Raw genomic sequence first — 18,340 nt, 5'->3', positions numbered from 1 at the left:
ATCCCACCAAATCGGGTCTAGTCAATTTTAAATATTTGGACGAGAATACAATGCCGTCTATTTTTAGCTTTTCTTATCGGGTTTGAAAACCCAGAAAAATTGCTTTTATATGTCAAAAAACCTTGTTATCGTCGAGTCACCTGCCAAAGCCAAAACCATTGAGGGATACTTGGGCAAAGACTATAAGGTAGCATCTAGCTACGGTCACGTTCGAGATCTTCCAAAAGGCGATAAGGCGATCGATATTAAAAATAGATTTAGTCCTACTTACGAGGTCACGGCCGATAAAAAGGATGTGATCAAAAACCTCAAAGCTCTAGTGAAGGATGCGGAGACTGTCTACCTAGCGAGTGATGATGACCGTGAGGGAGAGGCAATTTCTTGGCATCTAAAAGAAGTGCTAAAGCTAAAGGATGAAAACACGAAAAGGATCGTCTTCCGTGAAATCACCAAAAATGCAATTGTAAAAGCTATTGAAAACCCTCGAGGTATTGATATAGATTTGGTCAATGCACAGCAGGCTAGACGTATTCTGGATCGTTTGGTTGGTTTTGAGCTTTCTCCTATTCTATGGAAGAAGATCAAAACAGGGCTTTCTGCTGGTAGAGTACAGTCTGTGGCGGTTCGCTTGATCGTGGATCGTGAGCGGGAAGTGGAGCAGCACAAAGCCAAGTCAAGTTTTAGAATTACCGCGATTTTCGAAGTAGAAGGAAGAACTTTCCAAGCTGAGTTACCAAAGAAATTTGACACCAAAGCTGAAGCGGAGGAATTCCTGAAAAAATGCCTTCAAGCTGATTTCTCAGTTGCTAACCTGGAAAAAAAGCCAGGGAAGAAATCTCCAGCGGCACCTTTTACCACGTCTACACTTCAGCAGGAAGCAAGTAGAAAGCTTTACTTCTCAGTGGCTCAGACTATGTCTGTAGCGCAGAAACTGTATGAAGCGGGTAAGATTACTTATATGAGAACAGATAGTGTGAATCTGTCGGATGATGCAATGGCTTCTGCCAAAAAAGCAATTCACGATTCATATGGAGAGAAATACCATAAGTCAAGAAAATTCACTACCAAGTCTGAAGGCGCTCAGGAGGCTCACGAAGCCGTCCGACCTACCGACTTCGCTAATTCCCATGTGACGGGAGAACGCAACGAGCAGCGCCTCTATGAGCTGATCTGGAAGCGTGCTATTGCTTCGCAGATGGCTGATGCAGAATTGGAGAAGACTATTATCACGGTAGATATATCAAACCAGACTCAGAATCTGGTAGCAACTGGAGAGATCATCAAGTTTGATGGCTTTTTGAAAGTGTACTTAGAAGATACAGATGAGGAGCCGGAAGAGGACGATAGCAATGAAGGAAAAGCACTTTTACCTCCATTGACAATTGGTCAGTCTTTAGCTCTTCAGGAAATGAAGGGTCGTGAGACTTTCTCCAGAGCTTCTCCAAGATATACAGAAGCATCCTTGGTGAAGAAGTTGGAAGAACTGGGAATTGGTCGTCCATCTACTTACGCGCCTACTATTTCTACGATTCAGAGACGCGAATACGTGATCAAAGAATCCAGAGATGGAACGCCAAGAGATTATGTGGAAATGATCATCGCCAAAGGCGAGTTCAAAGACGCAACTAAAACTGAAAATACAGGTGCAGAGAAGCAGAAGCTTTTCCCTACCAATATCGCCATGGTGGTAAATGACTTCCTAGTAGAGCATTTTCCAAATGTGATCGACTTTAGCTTTACCGCTAGAGTAGAGAAGGAGTTTGATGATATAGCTGCTGGAGGGCAAGTATGGCAGGATATGCTAGAGTCTTTCTATGGCAATTTCCATAAGAATGTAGAGGATACAGAGCAGATTTCTAGACAGGATATCAATTCAAGTCGTGAACTTGGTAATCACCCAGTAAGTGGTAAGCCGATGATCGTGAGACTTGGTAAGTTTGGGCCCTTGGTTCAAATTGGTGATTCTGAAGACGAAGAGAAGCAGTTTGCTAGTTTGAAAAAAGGTCAATTTATCGAAAATATCACGATGGAGGATGCGCTTGAGCTATTCAAGTTGCCTCGTGACATTGGGATGTTTGAAGATAAAAAGATGGTAGCAGCAATTGGTAGATTTGGACCTTATGTACGTCATGATGGTTCTTTCGTCTCCCTTCCTAAGGAAATGGATCCCTTGAGTATCAATGAAGAAGAAGGAATCAAATTAATTCAAGATAAGCGTGAGGCAGATGCCAAGAAGCATATCAAGTCATTTGATGAGAATCCTGAGATTCAGGTATTGAATGGTAGATGGGGACCTTACATCAAGATGGGTAAGAATAACTACAAGATTCCTAAGGATAAGGAAGCAGAAACTTTAACCTACGAAGAGACGATTCATATCATTGAAAATCAGCCTGAACCAAAGAAAAAAGGTGGGAAGTTTGCCAAGAAAAAGTAAATAAAAACCACGAACTCAAGTTCAATTTTATACTATATGAGCAAGCCTAATTCAATGCTATTTCAGTGTGTTTTAGGCTTGTTTTTATTTTTTGGGAGCTTTTCGTCCTTTTCTCAGGCGATTTTTAAAGGAACAGTAGCTGACAATGAAACGGGAAAAGGGATTCCTTACGCCACCGTATATTTAGCGAATACTACCCTTGGTACATCTACAGACGAGGATGGGAAATTCTCTATTTACTTACCAGAAGGGAACTATGAAGTGATAGTGCGGATGCTGGGTTATCAGGGATTAACATTTAATCTTCCTGCTTCCACAGTAAAGTCGCAAGGATACAAATTTATGCTTGTTCCGGTAGATGAAGATTTAGAAACACTAGATGTAAATGACAAACGTGACCCTGCTTGGTATAGGAATCTGGCTGATTTCAAAAGGTATTTTTTGGGCACATCGAGAAATGGAAGAGCTAGTAAAATAGACAATGAAATGTCTATGATATTAGATGATATTTCTGAGCCGGGTTTGTTGATAGCTAGTTCAAAAGAAATTCTTAAAATCCAAAATCCAAATCTGGGGTATAGGCTCGACTATTTACTCAATGATTTCCGCTTTCATTACAAAAAGGGCTTTGTGACTTACGGAGGCTATCCACTATTTATACCTGATTCAAGTCTTTCCAGAGGGAGGCAAAGAAGAGTAGAAAAAAACAGATTGGAGGCCTATAATGGAAGTTTGCAGCACTTTATTCGATCGGTATACATTGGTAAAACTATCGCTCAGGGCTTTGAGATAAGAAGATTGTACCGCAAGGATGATCCTGTGCATGCTGGCAAATTTATAGACAGTGTGGCGACGGAAGTTATTACCTCCTTAGATATTAGGAAGAATAGGGAAACAAGAGAATTTCTCGAGTTAGATGGGTATTTACTTATTACCTATTTGTTGGAAAAAGAAAGTCCATTATATGTCGAAGGTCTTGGTAGAGAGGTACGTAAGAGTCAAACTTCCATAATGCGAATGACGGTTGATTCTTTGGAGATTTTTGAAAATGGCAGCCTTTCAGATCCCTTTGGCTTAGTTGTCGAAGGTTACATAGGTTGGGAACGAGTGGGCGATCTTTTGCCCATAGACTATTTACCCACCGCAGAATTTAAACGCGGAGTTCAGTAGCTATTTTGAATGATCTCGTCCGGGAGGCATCTACCTATATGTCTATATTCAGCTTGATTTTTTCTAAGTAAAGCGCTTTTTCTACGCTGGCATAAAGTAATTCCTGATCAATCGGCTTGGTGATGTAGTCATCCATACCAATTGCGAATACACGGGCTTTGGTCTTTTCAGTAGTGTCAGCAGTCACAGCAATAATGGGAATGTCTTTAGAATTCATTCCAGAATTTCCGGCTCGAATTAGCTCGGTGGCTTCATATCCATCCATTTCAGGCATTTGTAGATCCATGAGGATGACGTCATAGGCTTTTGTTTTCAGAGCTTCTAAAGCTTCTAAGCCGTCGTTTGCAAAGTCAAAACTTACACCTTTCCATTTTCTAAGAATTGACTTGATGACCAGTTGATTCACGGTATTGTCTTCTACAACCAAGAAATGCTTGTTTTGCATCAGCTTCTCAGCTTGAGCCAGCGTCATTAAATCTTGGGTCTTTGGTGAGGCCATAGATTTCTCAAGCTCAATTTTGATAGTTACCTGGGTTCCTTCATTTTTCGCACTACTGACTTTTATAGAACCGTAATGAAGATCCACTAGCGCCTTTACGATGCAAAGGCCAATTCCAAAACCTCCATATTTCCGTTTGTAATTAATCTGCTCTTGGCTGAATGAATCAAAAATTCTAGTGATTTTATCTTTGGCAATCCCAACTCCAGTATCCTCAATATCCAATGATAATAGGAGCTTATTCCCTTTCTTTTCCTCTGTGTTGACAATTAATTTGATCTGACCTCTTTGAGTGAATTTAGTAGCGTTGTTCAGTACATTCGAAATGATTTGCTTCAACCTTATCGGATCACCGACCAGTTTTGTGTTGATATTGTTACGCTCTTCATAGACGAATTCCAATCCTTTTTCACGTGATTTCTGATTGGTAACGACCTTCAATTCCTGAATAATTTTGTGAAGATCAAATTCTACATGTGCCAGTTTCAGCTCGCCTTTTTCAATTTTAGAATAATCCAGAATATCATCGATAGAGCCTAGCAAAGACATGGAAGAGTATTGGATCACTTCCAGGTTGTTTTTGATTGTGGTATCGTCCGTACTACTTATTATGGATTTAGACAGTCCTACAATCGCATTCAAAGGAGTTCTAAGTTCATGACTCATGTTTGACAAAAAGTAAGACTTCATGTCATTGGATTCCTCTGCACGCATCAAAGCAATTTCCTGAATTTCTTCTTTTTCGGTTTTCAACAAGCGAATTCTATTTGCCATAGAAAGTGATAGAAACAGGATTTCTGCTCCGGTTCCTATTTTAGAGGCATTTGAAGCGAAGAATGAATTTGGAATCAGTGAGAAATTGTTCAGAATGAAAATCACAAAACCGAAGGTCAGACAGGCAATACCGATACTGAAAAAAGTATCCACATGTATTTTTGCTAGGAAGCTTTTGAAAATCGTCAGGATGACTAGAATAAGCATAAGGAAACCTAAAGCATTTACTGCCGGGTAATAATATGCCTGACCCGCTGTGTAAGTCAAGATAGCTAGCAGGAGAATCCCATGGGCTAGAAATAACAGCTGAAACGATCTCTTGATGAAATTTGAGATTTCATCTGCTTTTAAATAAACATAGCTGTAAGTGCCTAGAGCCAGAGAACTCAAGGCCGCAAAGATCAGAAGGGAGCGATTTGCAAACCATCCTGGATCTTGTGTGATGTACTGATAGAAATATCCATCAAGATTCATATGGAGCAAGGCTACAGAAAGCACATACGCCACATAGTAGATGAAACTCGACTCCTTCATTCCAAAATAAAAGAACAGATAGGTAACTCCAGCTATAAAGAGTACGCCGTAGAAAAAGCCAAATATTAATTGATTGAAAAACGAAGACGAGACTAAAGAAGAGGTGTCATTGAGTACTAAGGGAAGACTGATTACTTCTCCATCGCTTTGATATTTTATATAAAAATCAGATTTGGAACCGGCAGGAAGGGTGATAGGAAAAATTATCTTTCTATGGTTGAAAGGCCTATCCGCGAACTTTATCAAATCTCCGCTTAACTGATCTGAGATGATTTTTCCTTGATGTAATTGGTACAGATGTGCCACATCCGTAATAGGTCTGGCAGTTTCTAAGTAATAGGTCTGAGATTGATCAGAGTTATTTTCAAGAGAAAATCTAAGCCAATAAGTCTGGTCAGTAAAGCCTAGATCTGTAATGGAGTTTTCTAAGGCATGAAAATCCAGGGAATTCTCCTTTTTTATAATTTCTTCCAACGTATAACCTGGAGAATCTACCTGTACGATTTCAGCTACAGAATGAAGAGAAAGCGGAAGTACGGATTCTTGGTTTAAGGAAATTTGCGCATTGCTGCTTCTGACTTGCATGAAAAGCAAGCCTAAAACAATGCATAAATACAATTGTTTCATGGGGTGAAATAAAGGTAAGGGGTAATAAAGGGTGATAAAGGGTAAGGCGAATTACGAAGTGTTTCTTCCTAGTAGATCTTTTCTGCGGCGAAATTGTTCAAATTATTTTAAGAAATCTGAATTTTTATAGCTGGGATTAGGGTATTTATAAAATCCTTCCCCAGATTTTTCTCCTAGTTTTCCTTGATCTATGTATGTTTTAAGCAAGTCTGCAAAAGCTCTGGATGCTGCATTTCTCTTAACACTTGTGATATGCCATGCTGTATCGATACCTACATTATCCAAAATCCCAAATGGGCCTATAGGCATGTTGAAGTTGATCATCCAGGATTTATCAATAGCTTCTATTTCAGCTACTTCTCCCGTTGCAAGTCTGCCTGCTGCATCTATTAATGATACCAACAAGGTATTGAAAATATAGCCTGAGTTTTCCTTTTTTACCAGAATAGGGATCTGATTCAATTTTCTCCCCAAGTCTTCCAAAACAGCTATCAATTCTGGATCCGTGTTAGGATGAGGCATGATGTCCACGACTTTGGAGTGAAACACATCATGAAAATGAAAGGCGCAGAATTGTTTGGGTCTTCCGCTATCTTCTGCCAGCATAGAAGGAAGCAAGTAGGAGGTATTAGTAGTAAAAATAGTTTTGGCAGGAGCGATGTGGCCAAATTGCTTCCACACACTTTTTTTTATGTCTAAATCTTCGGTGACGCTTTCGCTGATTAGGTCAGCATTTTCTACAGCGACTAAAGGGTCAGGCGTGAAAGTGATTCTTTGTATAGCTTCTAACCCTTTTTTTTCAGTTATTTCTTGAGATTTGATTAAGTACTTTATTAGCTTATTCATGGTGACCAAAGAACCAGAAAGGCTCTTTTGATTGACATCATATACGGTGACCTGAAAGCCTGAAAGTGCAGCTTGGAGTCCTATTCTAGAGCCGAGGTTGCCGGCGCCGAGAATGCAAATGTTAGCAATCTCCATAGTTAGGTGTTTCTGTATTCATTCATCAACTGCAATTTCATTACTTAGCATTTAAATAGTAAAACCACCATCCACCGTGAAGACGGATCCTGTGGTGTATGCTGCTGCCGGAGAGGCTAGGAACAATGCCATCGCACCGATCTCATCAGCTGTTCCTACGCGTTTGATGGAAAGTTTTTTCATTACCATGCTTATTATTTTCTCGTTTGCCCAAAGTGGTTCAGAGAATTTAGTTTCGATCAAACCTGGACATATGACATTGACACGGATCTTAGCTTCTCCCCATTCCTTAGCCAGAACCTTGGTCATTGAGATCAGAGCTGCTTTGCTTACGCTGTAGATTCCTAGTCCATGTTCTGGAGATACGCCTCCGATGGAACTGATATTGATTACCGAAGCATTGGCAGATTTTCTGAGATGCGGCCAACACAGCTTTGCCAGCTCAAATGGAGCCTTCAAATTTACATCCATGATTTTGTCAAAAGCTTCTGTACTAGTTTCGTGTACGGGCCCAAATACTGGACTTGTGGCAGCATTGTTCACCAGGATATCCAATTGGCCATATTTCTCAATAGTTTTCTCTACAAGCCTTGGAAGTTCTTCCATATTGCCCACATTACAAGCTACTCCGATGGCTTCATAACCTTTCGATGTGAGTTTTTTGGCAACTATGTCCAGAGCCTCTTGCTTGCGACTACACAGCACCACTTTGGCGCCAGCTGCAGCAAAAATTTCGGCTATACTTAAGCCGATTCCTTTACTGGCACCAGTGATCAGTGCGACTTTTCCTTCGAGGGAGAATAAAGAGGAGAGATCCATTATTAGTTAGTTTTCTCCTTTCAAGTTAAAAAAAGATACCTAGTAAGCCTGAACGAATGCATATTATTCCTAGTTAACAGGTTAATAATAGCCAAACTCAAATTTTAACAAACTATGATTGAAGTAATTTTTGAAAAAACTGGAATGCCCGAGGATGTTTTGCAGGTAAAAGAATCACCAGCTCCAGAGCCTAAATCGCATGAAGTTCAGATAGAAGTAAAAGCTAGAAATATCAATCCTTCTGATCTGATGTTTATTCAGGGACGATACGGTATCCAGCCAAATTTGCCTAGTAGTGCAGGTTTTGAAGCTGCGGGAATAGTAAGTAAGGCTGATGCAGACTGGCTATTGCCGGTAGGAACTAAAGTGATGTTCACTGCACAGGGAACCAGTATGGGTACTTGGAGAGAGTACATTACTCTACCTGCAAAACAGGTGATTCCTATGCCAGAGGGTATGTCATTTGAAGTGGCATGTCAGGCTTTTGTCAATCCCGTAACTGCGGTGGCGATGGTGAATAAATCTGAATTGAAAGCTGGGGAATGGCTTTTACTGACCGCAGGAGCCTCGGCTTTTGGGAAATTTGCCATTCAGGTGGCCAAGTCCAAAGGAATAAAAGTGGCCTGTACAGTTCGCCATGATGAGCAGAAAACTTATCTAGCTAATCTAGGAGCTGATTTAGTAGTGAACACAGAAAAAGAAGACCTGAAAAAGGTGATTACTGATGTAGTCGGCGAAGGAGTTTCTGCTGTATTTGATGCAGTAGGAGGAGAACTGGCTGCTAAAGCCTTGACTTGTATCAAGCAATTTGGCAAGATGTATTCCTTTGGTGTTTTGAGTGGACAAGCTATGCCGCTAAACACTGGATTGATGATCTTCAAAGAAGTTACTATAGAGGGGTTTTGGCTGAGCAGTATTTTACAGCGGATTTCTAAAGAAGATAGAGCTACGCTTTATCAAGAAACTCAAGCCTTTCTTATGAGTGATGATTCTACCGCAGAAGTAGCTGAGAAATTCCCTCTAGCTGAAGTAAAAGCCGCAATCGAAGCATATAACAAGCCAGGGAGAAATGGAAAAATCCTCTTAGTAAGTTAATTTCTTTGAAATAGTTCTTCATAAAAAAAGGGATTCCCCATCTTTGTACTTCAAATCAAAAATACTGAACGGAATGAATTGGGATACGCTGGATAAAGAGCTTACCGAAATAGTGAAAAAACGAAATCAACTTGCGGCTATGGATTATAGCGACGAAAGTTATGATGATCTGGAAGAAGAGCTTCATGATTTAGAAGATGATTTCAACGAAAACTACGAGGATAGACTTGAAACTGAAATGGAGAAAATTCAGGATAAACTTAAGTCTGACACTGATATCTTACTTCCTACAGCATATATCGCTAATGTTTACAAGCCACTTCTTCCTGATGCCAACGGTATCGTGAGTTATGAAGTAGCGGGTCAGCAGGGAGTTCCTGTGGAATCAGAGCAGTTTGATAAGCAGGATGTTCGCATCGTTTTGATTCCGAACCCAGCGAGATTTGTGATGCTGATCAATGGTCGTCAATTGAAGGACCTCTGGAGAAGTAGATAATTTAAGTAGAAAGACATAGGTATTGAATAACTAGAACAGATTTAAGATGTTAGATTTTAGAATCAAGAATCTAGATATTAGCCATAATTAATTTGAAAGACCTGGTGAATAGCCGGGTTTTTTCATGCGAAAAGGAATAGTTTTCCCTGATGTATATTTAAAAGATGAATTCAAAAAGAGTAGTAATTACGGGTTTGGGAGCATTATCTGCTCTTGGAAATGATGTGAAGAGCAACTGGGAGAATGCCAAAAAAGGCAAAAGCGGTGCTGGAGCAATCAGCTATTTTGACGCAGAAAAATTCAAAACCCGATTTGCTTGCCAGATCTCAGACTTTGACGCGACGCTAAGGTTAGATCGAAACGACATCAAAAGATCGGATCTATACACTCAATATGCACTTTATACAGCAGCAGAAGCATTGGAAGATGCCGGTTTAGATGTTTCCAACTTAGACTCTCCTTTTGATGCAGGAGTGATCTGGGGCACGAGCCAAGGTGGGATGGGTACTTTCGAAAAGGAGATGAAGGAGTTTATCAGTAATGACCTTACTCCGAGATTCAATCCTTTTTTCATCCCTAAATACTTGGTGAATATGGCTTCAGGAGTGATTTCCATGAAGTTCGGATTTATGGGGATCAACTATACTTCTGTCACTGCCTGTGCTTCTTCCAACTCTGCGATCATGGATGCTTTCAACTATATCAGGTGGGGAAAAGCAAAAGTGATGATTACTGGTGGTTCGGATGCACCGATCACCGAAGCAGCCATGGGAGGCTTCAATGCTTTGAAAGCACTTTCTACCAGAAATGAAAATCCTGAAGTTGCATCCCGACCTTTTGATGCTGAAAGAGATGGCTTCGTAATGGGCGAGGGAGCGGCAGCTTTGATTCTGGAAGAGTATGAGCATGCAAAAAAGCGTGGAGCCAAAATCTATGGAGAAGTGATAGGAGCAGCCATGACAGCAGATGCATATCATTTGACAGCTACACATCCAGAAGGAGCAGGAGCTATGCATTCCATGAAGTTTGCCTTGGAAGAAGCAGGCTTGACTATTCAGGATGTGGATTACTTAAATGCGCATGCCACATCTACTCCTACAGGTGATTTGAGTGAAATCAAAGCCATTTCGAAGTTATTGGATGGCAACTATGATAAGTTGCATATCTCGGCTACCAAATCTATGACTGGACATTTGCTAGGAGCTGCTGGAGCGATTGAAGCAATATTTTGCGTGAAAGCAATCAATGAAGGAATTGTGCCTCCAACCATAAATACTGAAAACCTGGATCCTGCGATTCCAGAAGGAATTCAGATTGTCACCCAGCATGCTTTAGAGAAAAAAGTGACCGTTGCCTTAAGTAATACTTTCGGATTTGGAGGTCATAATGCCTCTGTGGTTTTCAAAGAGTTTGTTTAGACCTTCTAACCTTTGGGGTCTTTAAGACCTCGAAGGTTTTATTTTTTTTACCGCCAAATCGCGAAGGACGCGAAGAACTCCACAAAGGATTAAGGGGGCTTTTATGATTGAGAGAGATACCGATCGTGCCGTTGGCACTCTCATTTACCTGAGACTTCTTGTTAACCCTGAATTTCACTTCGCTGGATTCAGGGTTATTACTATTTGTGCCTTTGGCACAACTGTTCAGTTGCATGTTTTAATTCTCTTGCCAAAGGCAAGGCCTGTAGATGCCCAGAATGAAATTCTGGGTTAGGATGATGAGTGAGTTTGACAGAGTGCCAAAGGCACGAACGGTAAAGCACAAAGTAAGTATCCTTTTAAACCGCCAAATTGCAAAGGACGCGAAGAACTCCACAAAGGATTAAGGGGTCTTTTATGATTGAGTGTCAGACTGATCGTGCCGTTGGCACTCTCATTTACCTGAGACTACTTGTTAACCCTGAATTCCGCTTCGCTGGATTCAGGGTTATTACTATATGTGCCGTTGGCACAACTCAATATTAGTAGTGGGTTTAAGTTTCTTGCCAAAGGCAAGGCCTGTAGATGCCCAGAATGAAATTCTGGGGTAGTATGATGAGTGAGTTTGACAGAGTGCCAAAGGCACGAACGGTAAAGCACAAAGTAAGTATCCTTTTAAACCGCCAAATCGCGAAGGACGCGAAGAACTCCACAAAGGATTAAGGGGTCTTTTATGATTGAGTGAGATACCGATCGTGCCGTTGGCACTCTCATTTACCTGAGACTTCTTGTTAACCCTGAATTTCACTTCGCTGGATTCAGGGTTATTACTATATGTGCCTTTGGCACAACTCAATATTAGTAGTGGGTTTAAGTTTCTTGCCAAAGGCAAGGCCTGTAGATGCCCAGAATGAAATTCTGGGGTAGTATGATGAGTGAGTTTGACAGAGTGCCAAAGGCACGATTAGTAATAGAAATGAAAATGGCTCCATCAACTATGACGGAGCCATTTTTTGTAAAATAAGATATCAAACCTTCGAGGAGATTTCTCCTTCGTTCCTCATTCGAAATAACACCTCAAAGGTTGAATGTTTACTTAAACCCCAGCTTCACTCTTACTTTATCGAGTAATTCTGCTCCTACAGCTTTGGCTTTTTCTTCGCCAGCGGCAAGCTTCATTTCAATTTCTTCTGGATGACTCATATAGAAGTCGAATAACTCGCGCTCTTTCCTGTACTTATCTAGGATCAGCTGCATGAATTCTTTCTTTGCATGGCCATAGCCATAGTTTCCGCCTTCGTAGTTTGCTCGCATTTGCTTGGTCTGCTCTTCTGAAGCGATCAAACTGTAAAGCTTAAATACATTGTCTGTATCCGGATCTTTAGGTTCTTCTAGTTCCTTACTATCCGTTACGATGCTGTTTACATTTTTCTTCAGTGCTTTTTCAGGAAGGAAAATATCAATGAAGTTATTGTAAGACTTACTCATCTTCTGGCCGTCCGTACCTGGGATGGTTTTCACCACTTCATCAATTCTGGCTTCTGGAATAGTCAAGATGTCTTCGCCGACGATTCTGTTGAAGGTGGAGGCGATATCTCTAGCCATCTCCAGGTGTTGCATTTGATCCTTTCCGACAGGAACCAAATCTGCAGAATACAGCAAAATGTCTGAGGCCATCAATACCGGGTAGGTAAACAAACCCGCATTTACATCAGATAGCTTTTCCGCCTTATCCTTGAAACTATGCGCATTGGCAAGCATAGGAAAGGGTGTGAAGCAGTTCAAATACCAATTCAATTCCGCGACTTCAGGTCTTCTGGACTGGCGGTAGAACGTAGTGTTCTCTATGTCCAATCCGAAAGCCAGCCATGCAGCAGCCACAGCCAGTGTGTTTTGCTTTCTCAGTTCCCCATCCTTAGAAGTGGTGAGTGAGTGTAAGTCTGCGATAAAAATATAAGATTCTTCTTTGTTCTGTTTGATCAATTCAATAGCAGGGACGATCGCACCGAGGATATTCCCCAAGTGTGGTCTGCCGCTACTTTGAATGCCTGTAAGTACTCTTGCCATTGGTCTGATTTTGCTGCAAATTAAGTAAATCAGCCTATAATACGTTTGAAATTATGCGTTAATTGCGGGCATGATTAGAATTGAAAAGACCCTTTACACCCTCTTATTTCTTTGCTTTTTCTCCCAACTTACACTGGCTCAAGAGACTATAACACCAAAGTTGATCTGGGCAGTGAATAAGGTTGATTTGGGAACTGTTCTGGAAGAGCAGGGTCCGCAGTTAGCAGAATTTCAGTTTACCCATACGCAGGATTCTCTGTTTTTCATCGAAACTGTTGTGACGGATTGTGGTTGTACCACCGTTGAATACACTCAGGACACCTTGCAGGTAGGAGAAAGTGGAGTTTTGCAAGTTTCATTTGACCCTTCTTCAGGCGCTGGTTTGTTTTCTAGGATGATCATTGTGAAAGGCAATTTATTCGGTGTGCAGGATACGCTTTATATCGAAGGAAATGCTATTCCAAGAGCAAGTGACCCTGCAGGAACGTATAGAACTCGTAAAGGGGATTTGGGCTTTCGCCTTTCCAAGGTAAATGTGGGCGAGGTGTTTACTAATCAACCAAAATTGAAGCAGGTGGAGGTTTACAATTTTGGCAAAACTCCTTTTTACAAAGACAGCCTTCAGTTTGCAGGTCCGGAATACATACAGTTTAGCCAGCTCACGGATTCTATTATGCCAAATGACCGAGGATTACTTCAGGTTCTTTATGATGGGAAGTTGAAAAATGACTTGGGTTATTTCGAAGATCAAGTTTCGCTTAATTGGAAGGATAGCACCACTTTTATACAGCTTGATGTACTGGCTGATGTTTTTGAATACTATGCGCCTTTTGCCAAAGATGACTTGAATCTAGTGCCACAGCTAGTCATCGATCCAAAGGAGAAAGACTTGAAAACGATTAAAGCAAATGCTATTCAAGTAGTGAATGTGGTCTTGAACAATAGAGGTAAACAAGTGCTGGAAATCAAAAAAGTACAGGGGAATTGTGAATGCCTTAAACTTGAGTTGCCGAAAACTACGTTGGAAGCAGGCGAATCTATTTTACTTAAAGTGGTTTTTGACCCTAAGGGAAGACAAGGGATAGATCAGCGAAACATTTACATATTCACCAATGATCCGCTAAATCCAGTGCAATTATTCCTGCTCAAAAGTAGGGTGGAATAGTTGAGGAAAAGCTCGTTTTGATTATTTGATATCTATCAAATAGCTTGATATTTTGTAGCTTGGTGCCTGTAAAGCTTATGCTTATTATGTAGCTGTGCTTTATTCACCTCAATTGTTTGATTATGAAAAAGCATATACTGTTTGTAGTTGGGTTATTGATTTTTATAGTTTTCGCTTCTCTGAAAATCTCGGGAGTGAATCCATTTAGGATCTATCCTTACCTACAAGTGTATGGGGAGGGAAAAATTCAATTGACTTGGTTTAGTAGTTCTCAAACTGCAAGTTCTATTAAGCTCACCAATGCTAGTGGTTCGGTGATCTATGAAGGCGAAATTGCAGCTGAATCTGTTCCTGAAATTTATTACACTACACCAGAAAAAAATCAAGTTCTTGAAGGTTTGGAGCAGGGGAGCTGGCTCGGAAGTGATCAGGTGTTTCGATATAGATATCCTGTGGATCTACCTGCCGATACCAAGGTGAATTATGTGGTGACTCTTGGAGGAGTAGATTATTCAGGCGATTTCACGATGCCTTCTTCCAAAAGTAGCTGGGAGAAAATCAGGTTTATTGCTTTGGCAGATTCTGAAACAGACCCCAGAGGTAGAGTTACTAATAGGGCATGGTATCCGGGAAGTCCATTAGTTCGACCGATTACTACTATTCCTGACCTGTGGAAGGAGAAGTTTGGAACTACTATAGAGCAAGGCCTTGAGCTTCCCAACTATTTTTTGACGGAGGAAAAGGGATATAGTGAAAACCTGAAGATTATAAATTCACGCGATCCTGACTTTATCATCATGCCAGGAGACTTGGTGCAGGGAGCTGGATATCAGCCAGGTTGGGATGAGTTTTTTAGACAAAATGCAGGTGAAAAAGGAGCTGGTTTGTCCAGCTATGCAATCATTCCAGCATTGGGAAATTGGGAAGCGTATGGAGGAATAAATGGCGGATACAGCACCAATGAAAAAGGTGATTTCGTCCCGGTTTTGGGTAGAAAGCGTTTCCACGCGTATTTTGAAACACCGACAGAAGATCCACTACAAAAACATCGTCAGAGTTATTATCGCGTAGATTATGGGCCAGTGACTATTTTGACACTAGACTCCAGCAATGGAACTCCAGATCAGACGGCTGCTGATTTCGACGGGCAGCCAAAACTTACAGGAAAACAATATACCCTGCCAGGTACTGACACACAGGAGAACTATACTCAAGCACAATACAATGCGGCTGGAGGAAATGATTTGAGCAGTTATGGACCTGGAAGTGACCAATATATTTGGTTGGAAGAAAACCTGAAAAATGCCAGTGAAAATGGCCAATTGATCTTTGTACAATACCATCACATTGCTTTTTCTTCTGGTGAACATGGCGTGCCTTTGAATCATGAGCTTTCTATAGGACAAGTTGGTACTCCGATGAGGGTGATCAATCCAATGTTAGAAGAGTATGGAGTTGTTGCGGTGTTCTCAGGACATGATGAATTGTTTGAAAGAAGTTTTGTGGATGAGGATAGCGACGGTAAGGGCGTGATGTATTACGATGTGGGCGTTGCTGGAGATGGACTGCGAGGTGAAAAGAGAGACTGGTTTGGCAATCCATTTAACACCCTAGATTACAACCAATATAGAAAATGGTCTGCTGATCAGAGTTCGGTAGAAGAGTGGAATACATCCGGTGCCAATCCTGTGTTAGTAGATGGGGGAAAGCATTATGGACATTTGGAAGTGAATCTGGAAAGAAGCGTGGAAGGCGATCAGGAATATGCTTTGGTCAATTTCACTCCTGTTTATTCCTTTCCTGTGGTGGATCAAAATTATAATCTACAGAAGGTAGAACGAAGGGTTTACAAAGATGTGGTCAATTTGAAAATCCCCTTGCGTAAAACTGCTGCAACTCCTGTGTTCAAGGATGCTCTTACGCTTAATCTCGATGAAAATGGAGTAGTGTCTACCGTAGCTTCAAGCTATTTTACTTCTGGATATTCCGCTGACTACACTTATCAGTTTTCCAGAGAGTTAGCCTATTCCTGTACTGATTTGGGGATAAAAGAAGTGGAAGTCAAGGTTTCTGAAGCTGGGGAAGTCAAATGGACTGGAGTGGTGAAGGTGACGGTGTTGGATAAAATCGCTCCAAAGGTTCAGGTGAAGAATTATACCGCGGTGATTGATCTAGTGACTAGCAAACAATTCGAACTTAAAGCTGATTTTTTCATCCAAAATCTGAGCGATAACTGTGCTGATGAGCTAGAGGTAGTAATAACTCCCAAGACCCTTGGTTGCGGGGATCTTACGACCAAAACTCCAATTAAAGTTAATCTCTTGGTAAAAGATAAATCAGGGAATGCAACCGAGTCGGTTGCCTACCTGACGATAGAGACCACAGAGAGCAAAAAGATATCAATAAGCGGCCCTACAAAAGGAGTGAAAGGAAGCACAGTGAAATTGACTCTGGGTTCAGAGTTCGACTACACGGTAGAGGCTTGGTACAAGGGAGATGAGCAACTTTCAGCTAATACTACGAAAGAGCTTAGCGTTAGTGTGGCGGGTGTTTACAGGGCTAAGGTAAAGCCTGTGAATGGCTGTTCTGTTTTTTCCAATTCAATAGATGTAAGATTTGAAGAAGCTACTGAGACGCCAGTGACAAAGGATAAAGTCGAGCTGTTACTTGATAAAGATGGCAAGGCAACCTTAAAACCTGAACAAGTATTCACTAAGTGGCCTATTAGTTTAGAGTACACCGTGGTGCTGAGCAAATCATCCTTTTCTTGTGAGGATTTGGGTTACCAAGAAATCACAGTATTGATTACGGATGATAAAGGGAATTCTAGGGAAGAGAAAATTGAGGTAAGGGTTCAGGATCCAATATTCCCACAACTAGAAACCAAAAACTTTGAAGTTAAGCTTGATTTGAGTGTTGGGGAGTTGGTCTTGAATCCCGAAGATTTCATAAAGTCTTTATCAGACAATTGTGGTATTGAAAGTTTGACTATCAATAAACAAAAGATAACCTGCGAAGATGTAGGCAAGAATGTATTTATTGAGATTATCGCTACAGATGCTTCTAGACTTAATACAGTGAGACTAGCAAGTGCTATTGTGAAAGCTGTAAATACTAGGCCTGTTACTGTAAATGGTCCAGCGGCTATCTGTGTAGGAGAAAGTCAGGTATTGACTTTGGTATCAGAAGCTGACTTTGAAGTGGTAAGATGGAGAAGAAATGGAACTGAAGTGAGTGAAGCCACAGGCAAAACCCTGGAAATAAAAGAAGGAGGTAGCTACCATGCTATTGTCAGATATGCTGGTGGGTGTCTTTTCGAAACGGAGAAATTTGTGGTGGAATCCCTAGCCAAACCTAGCGGTGAAATAGTCGTGGATGGAAATATTCTTAAAGCTCCTGAAGGTAATTACACTTATCAGTGGTTTAGAAATGGAGAGAAACTAACAGGAGACTCGCAAGGAACGCTGACTGTAAACCAGATGGGTGAATTCAGCGTGGAATTGACTAATGAAGCTGGCTGCACGACTCGCCTTGCTCCCGTGACTATGACCATATCAGGCATATTCAATCCAGGGATCTTAGTGTCTGAGGAACTGAAGATCTATCCAAATCCAGCTTCTACCCAAGTTGAAATCCAAGCCTTGGGAGATTTGGAATTTGCTGAGAATTCGATGAGGATTTATGATCCTAATGGAAAGGAAGTCAGTTCCATCGTGGAGGTGATTCGTCAGAGTCCAAGTTCGGTTACCTTGGCGATATCTCGATTAGCTGCAGGAACTTATGTGATTATGGTGGAAAGTCAGGATAGCGGAGTGTTTGTAGGAAAGATGATTAAACAGTAGGAATACAAATACCATTTAAAAAGCCTCACAAAATGAGTTTGTGAGGCTTTTTAATAATTAGTTACTGTCCCGTCCTGAAATAGCGTTACACAAAATGTAATGTTATGAAAGAAGAACAAGAGAGTAAGTATGTTAAGCGAACCCAACGAGATTACAGTTATGCTTTTAAACTATCGGTTGTTTCAGAGATAGAGCGTGGGGAATTGGGAATAAAAGCCGCCGCGCGCAAGTATGGAATTCAGTCTCATTCTACAGTGACAGGCTGGTTAAGGAAATATGGTAACTTTGATTGGGTGAACAAATCCACTTTAAAGATGCCTAAATCAAAGGATCAAAAACTGTTAGAGCTCGAGCAGAAAGTGCTTCTTTTGGAGAAGCAGAAGAAAGAACTTCAAAAGCAAGTACAGACAGCCGAT

At 41.1% G+C, this 18,340-nt stretch carries 12 protein-coding genes; 8 read left to right on the top strand and 4 right to left on the bottom strand.

The annotated features are described in order from the left end of the window. The first annotated feature begins 109 nt into the window (after positions 1-109). Positions 110-2,437, top strand: a complete 2,328-nt coding sequence (gene topA, locus BM291_RS14425; RefSeq protein WP_092898655.1) for a type I DNA topoisomerase — start codon at positions 110-112, stop codon at positions 2,435-2,437. Positions 2,438-2,473: 36 nt separating this feature from the next. Further along, on the top strand, positions 2,474-3,607 hold the full coding sequence (locus tag BM291_RS14420; RefSeq protein WP_092898653.1) for a carboxypeptidase-like regulatory domain-containing protein: 1,134 nt from the start codon (positions 2,474-2,476) through the stop codon (positions 3,605-3,607). Positions 3,608-3,641: 34 nt separating this feature from the next. On the opposite strand, the gene BM291_RS14415 is transcribed toward BM291_RS14420, so the two are convergent. The 3 genes from BM291_RS14415 to BM291_RS14405 all read right to left on the bottom strand — a co-directional run bounded on the left by BM291_RS14415 (position 3,642) and on the right by BM291_RS14405 (position 7,841). Next, positions 3,642-5,999 (bottom strand): hybrid sensor histidine kinase/response regulator, encoded by a 2,358-nt coding sequence (locus BM291_RS14415; protein WP_175499709.1) that lies wholly within the window; start codon positions 5,997-5,999, stop codon positions 3,642-3,644. A gap of 144 nt (positions 6,000-6,143) precedes the next feature. Further along, the gene (locus BM291_RS14410; protein ID WP_092898649.1) at positions 6,144-7,022 is read right to left on the bottom strand and encodes a 3-hydroxyacyl-CoA dehydrogenase; all 879 of its coding nucleotides are present in this window, start codon (positions 7,020-7,022) and stop codon (positions 6,144-6,146) included. Between the two features lie 51 nt (positions 7,023-7,073). After that, positions 7,074-7,841: an SDR family NAD(P)-dependent oxidoreductase gene (locus BM291_RS14405; RefSeq protein ID WP_092898648.1), complete on the bottom strand. Its 768-nt coding sequence runs from the start codon at positions 7,839-7,841 to the stop codon at positions 7,074-7,076. Positions 7,842-7,955: 114 nt separating this feature from the next. Here BM291_RS14405 and BM291_RS14400 point away from each other — a divergent pair, with 114 nt between their 5' ends. The 3 genes from BM291_RS14400 to fabF all read left to right on the top strand — a co-directional run bounded on the left by BM291_RS14400 (position 7,956) and on the right by fabF (position 10,850). Then, the gene (locus BM291_RS14400; protein ID WP_092898646.1) at positions 7,956-8,936 is read left to right on the top strand and encodes a zinc-dependent alcohol dehydrogenase family protein; all 981 of its coding nucleotides are present in this window, start codon (positions 7,956-7,958) and stop codon (positions 8,934-8,936) included. Between the two features lie 73 nt (positions 8,937-9,009). Then, the gene (locus tag BM291_RS14395) at positions 9,010-9,432 is read left to right on the top strand and encodes a hypothetical protein (RefSeq protein ID WP_092898644.1); all 423 of its coding nucleotides are present in this window, start codon (positions 9,010-9,012) and stop codon (positions 9,430-9,432) included. A 164-nt stretch (positions 9,433-9,596) separates the two neighbouring features. Continuing rightward, positions 9,597-10,850, top strand: coding sequence for a beta-ketoacyl-ACP synthase II (gene fabF / locus BM291_RS14390; RefSeq protein ID WP_092898642.1), 1,254 nt, complete (start codon positions 9,597-9,599; stop codon positions 10,848-10,850). A gap of 1,092 nt (positions 10,851-11,942) precedes the next feature. On the opposite strand, the gene trpS is transcribed toward fabF, so the two are convergent. After that, positions 11,943-12,917 (bottom strand): tryptophan--tRNA ligase, encoded by a 975-nt coding sequence (gene trpS / locus BM291_RS14380; RefSeq protein ID WP_092898638.1) that lies wholly within the window; start codon positions 12,915-12,917, stop codon positions 11,943-11,945. Between the two features lie 70 nt (positions 12,918-12,987). Between trpS and BM291_RS14375 the strand changes: the two genes are divergently transcribed. The 3 genes from BM291_RS14375 to BM291_RS14365 all read left to right on the top strand — a co-directional run. Beyond that, the gene (locus tag BM291_RS14375) at positions 12,988-14,082 is read left to right on the top strand and encodes a DUF1573 domain-containing protein (RefSeq protein WP_092898636.1); all 1,095 of its coding nucleotides are present in this window, start codon (positions 12,988-12,990) and stop codon (positions 14,080-14,082) included. Between the two features lie 122 nt (positions 14,083-14,204). After that, positions 14,205-17,924 (top strand): T9SS type A sorting domain-containing protein, encoded by a 3,720-nt coding sequence (locus BM291_RS14370; RefSeq protein ID WP_092898634.1) that lies wholly within the window; start codon positions 14,205-14,207, stop codon positions 17,922-17,924. Between the two features lie 104 nt (positions 17,925-18,028). Continuing rightward, a partial coding sequence (locus BM291_RS14365; protein WP_092898632.1) for a helix-turn-helix domain-containing protein occupies positions 18,029-18,340 on the top strand: 312 nt, incomplete at its 3' end.

Source organism: Algoriphagus aquimarinus, assembly GCF_900112005.1.
In the GTDB taxonomy this organism is placed as follows: Bacteria; Bacteroidota; Bacteroidia; order Cytophagales; family Cyclobacteriaceae; genus Algoriphagus; species Algoriphagus aquimarinus.
Note: the sequence above shows the minus strand (reverse complement) of the source record. Positions and strands in the feature narration are given on the sequence as shown.

Coding starts and splice junctions, on each gene's coding strand:
- trpS (WP_092898638.1), bottom strand. CDS start 12,917: ATGGCAAGAGTACTTACAGGCATTCAAAGTAGCGGCAGACCACACTTG.
- BM291_RS14410 (WP_092898649.1), bottom strand. CDS start 7,022: ATGGAGATTGCTAACATTTGCATTCTCGGCGCCGGCAACCTCGGCTCT.
- BM291_RS14370 (WP_092898634.1), top strand. CDS start 14,205: ATGAAAAAGCATATACTGTTTGTAGTTGGGTTATTGATTTTTATAGTT.
- BM291_RS14405 (WP_092898648.1), bottom strand. CDS start 7,841: ATGGATCTCTCCTCTTTATTCTCCCTCGAAGGAAAAGTCGCACTGATC.
- fabF (WP_092898642.1), top strand. CDS start 9,597: ATGAATTCAAAAAGAGTAGTAATTACGGGTTTGGGAGCATTATCTGCT.
- BM291_RS14415 (WP_175499709.1), bottom strand. CDS start 5,999: ATGCAAGTCAGAAGCAGCAATGCGCAAATTTCCTTAAACCAAGAATCC.
- BM291_RS14400 (WP_092898646.1), top strand. CDS start 7,956: ATGATTGAAGTAATTTTTGAAAAAACTGGAATGCCCGAGGATGTTTTG.
- BM291_RS14420 (WP_092898653.1), top strand. CDS start 2,474: ATGAGCAAGCCTAATTCAATGCTATTTCAGTGTGTTTTAGGCTTGTTT.
- BM291_RS14375 (WP_092898636.1), top strand. CDS start 12,988: ATGATTAGAATTGAAAAGACCCTTTACACCCTCTTATTTCTTTGCTTT.
- topA (WP_092898655.1), top strand. CDS start 110: ATGTCAAAAAACCTTGTTATCGTCGAGTCACCTGCCAAAGCCAAAACC.
- BM291_RS14395 (WP_092898644.1), top strand. CDS start 9,010: ATGAATTGGGATACGCTGGATAAAGAGCTTACCGAAATAGTGAAAAAA.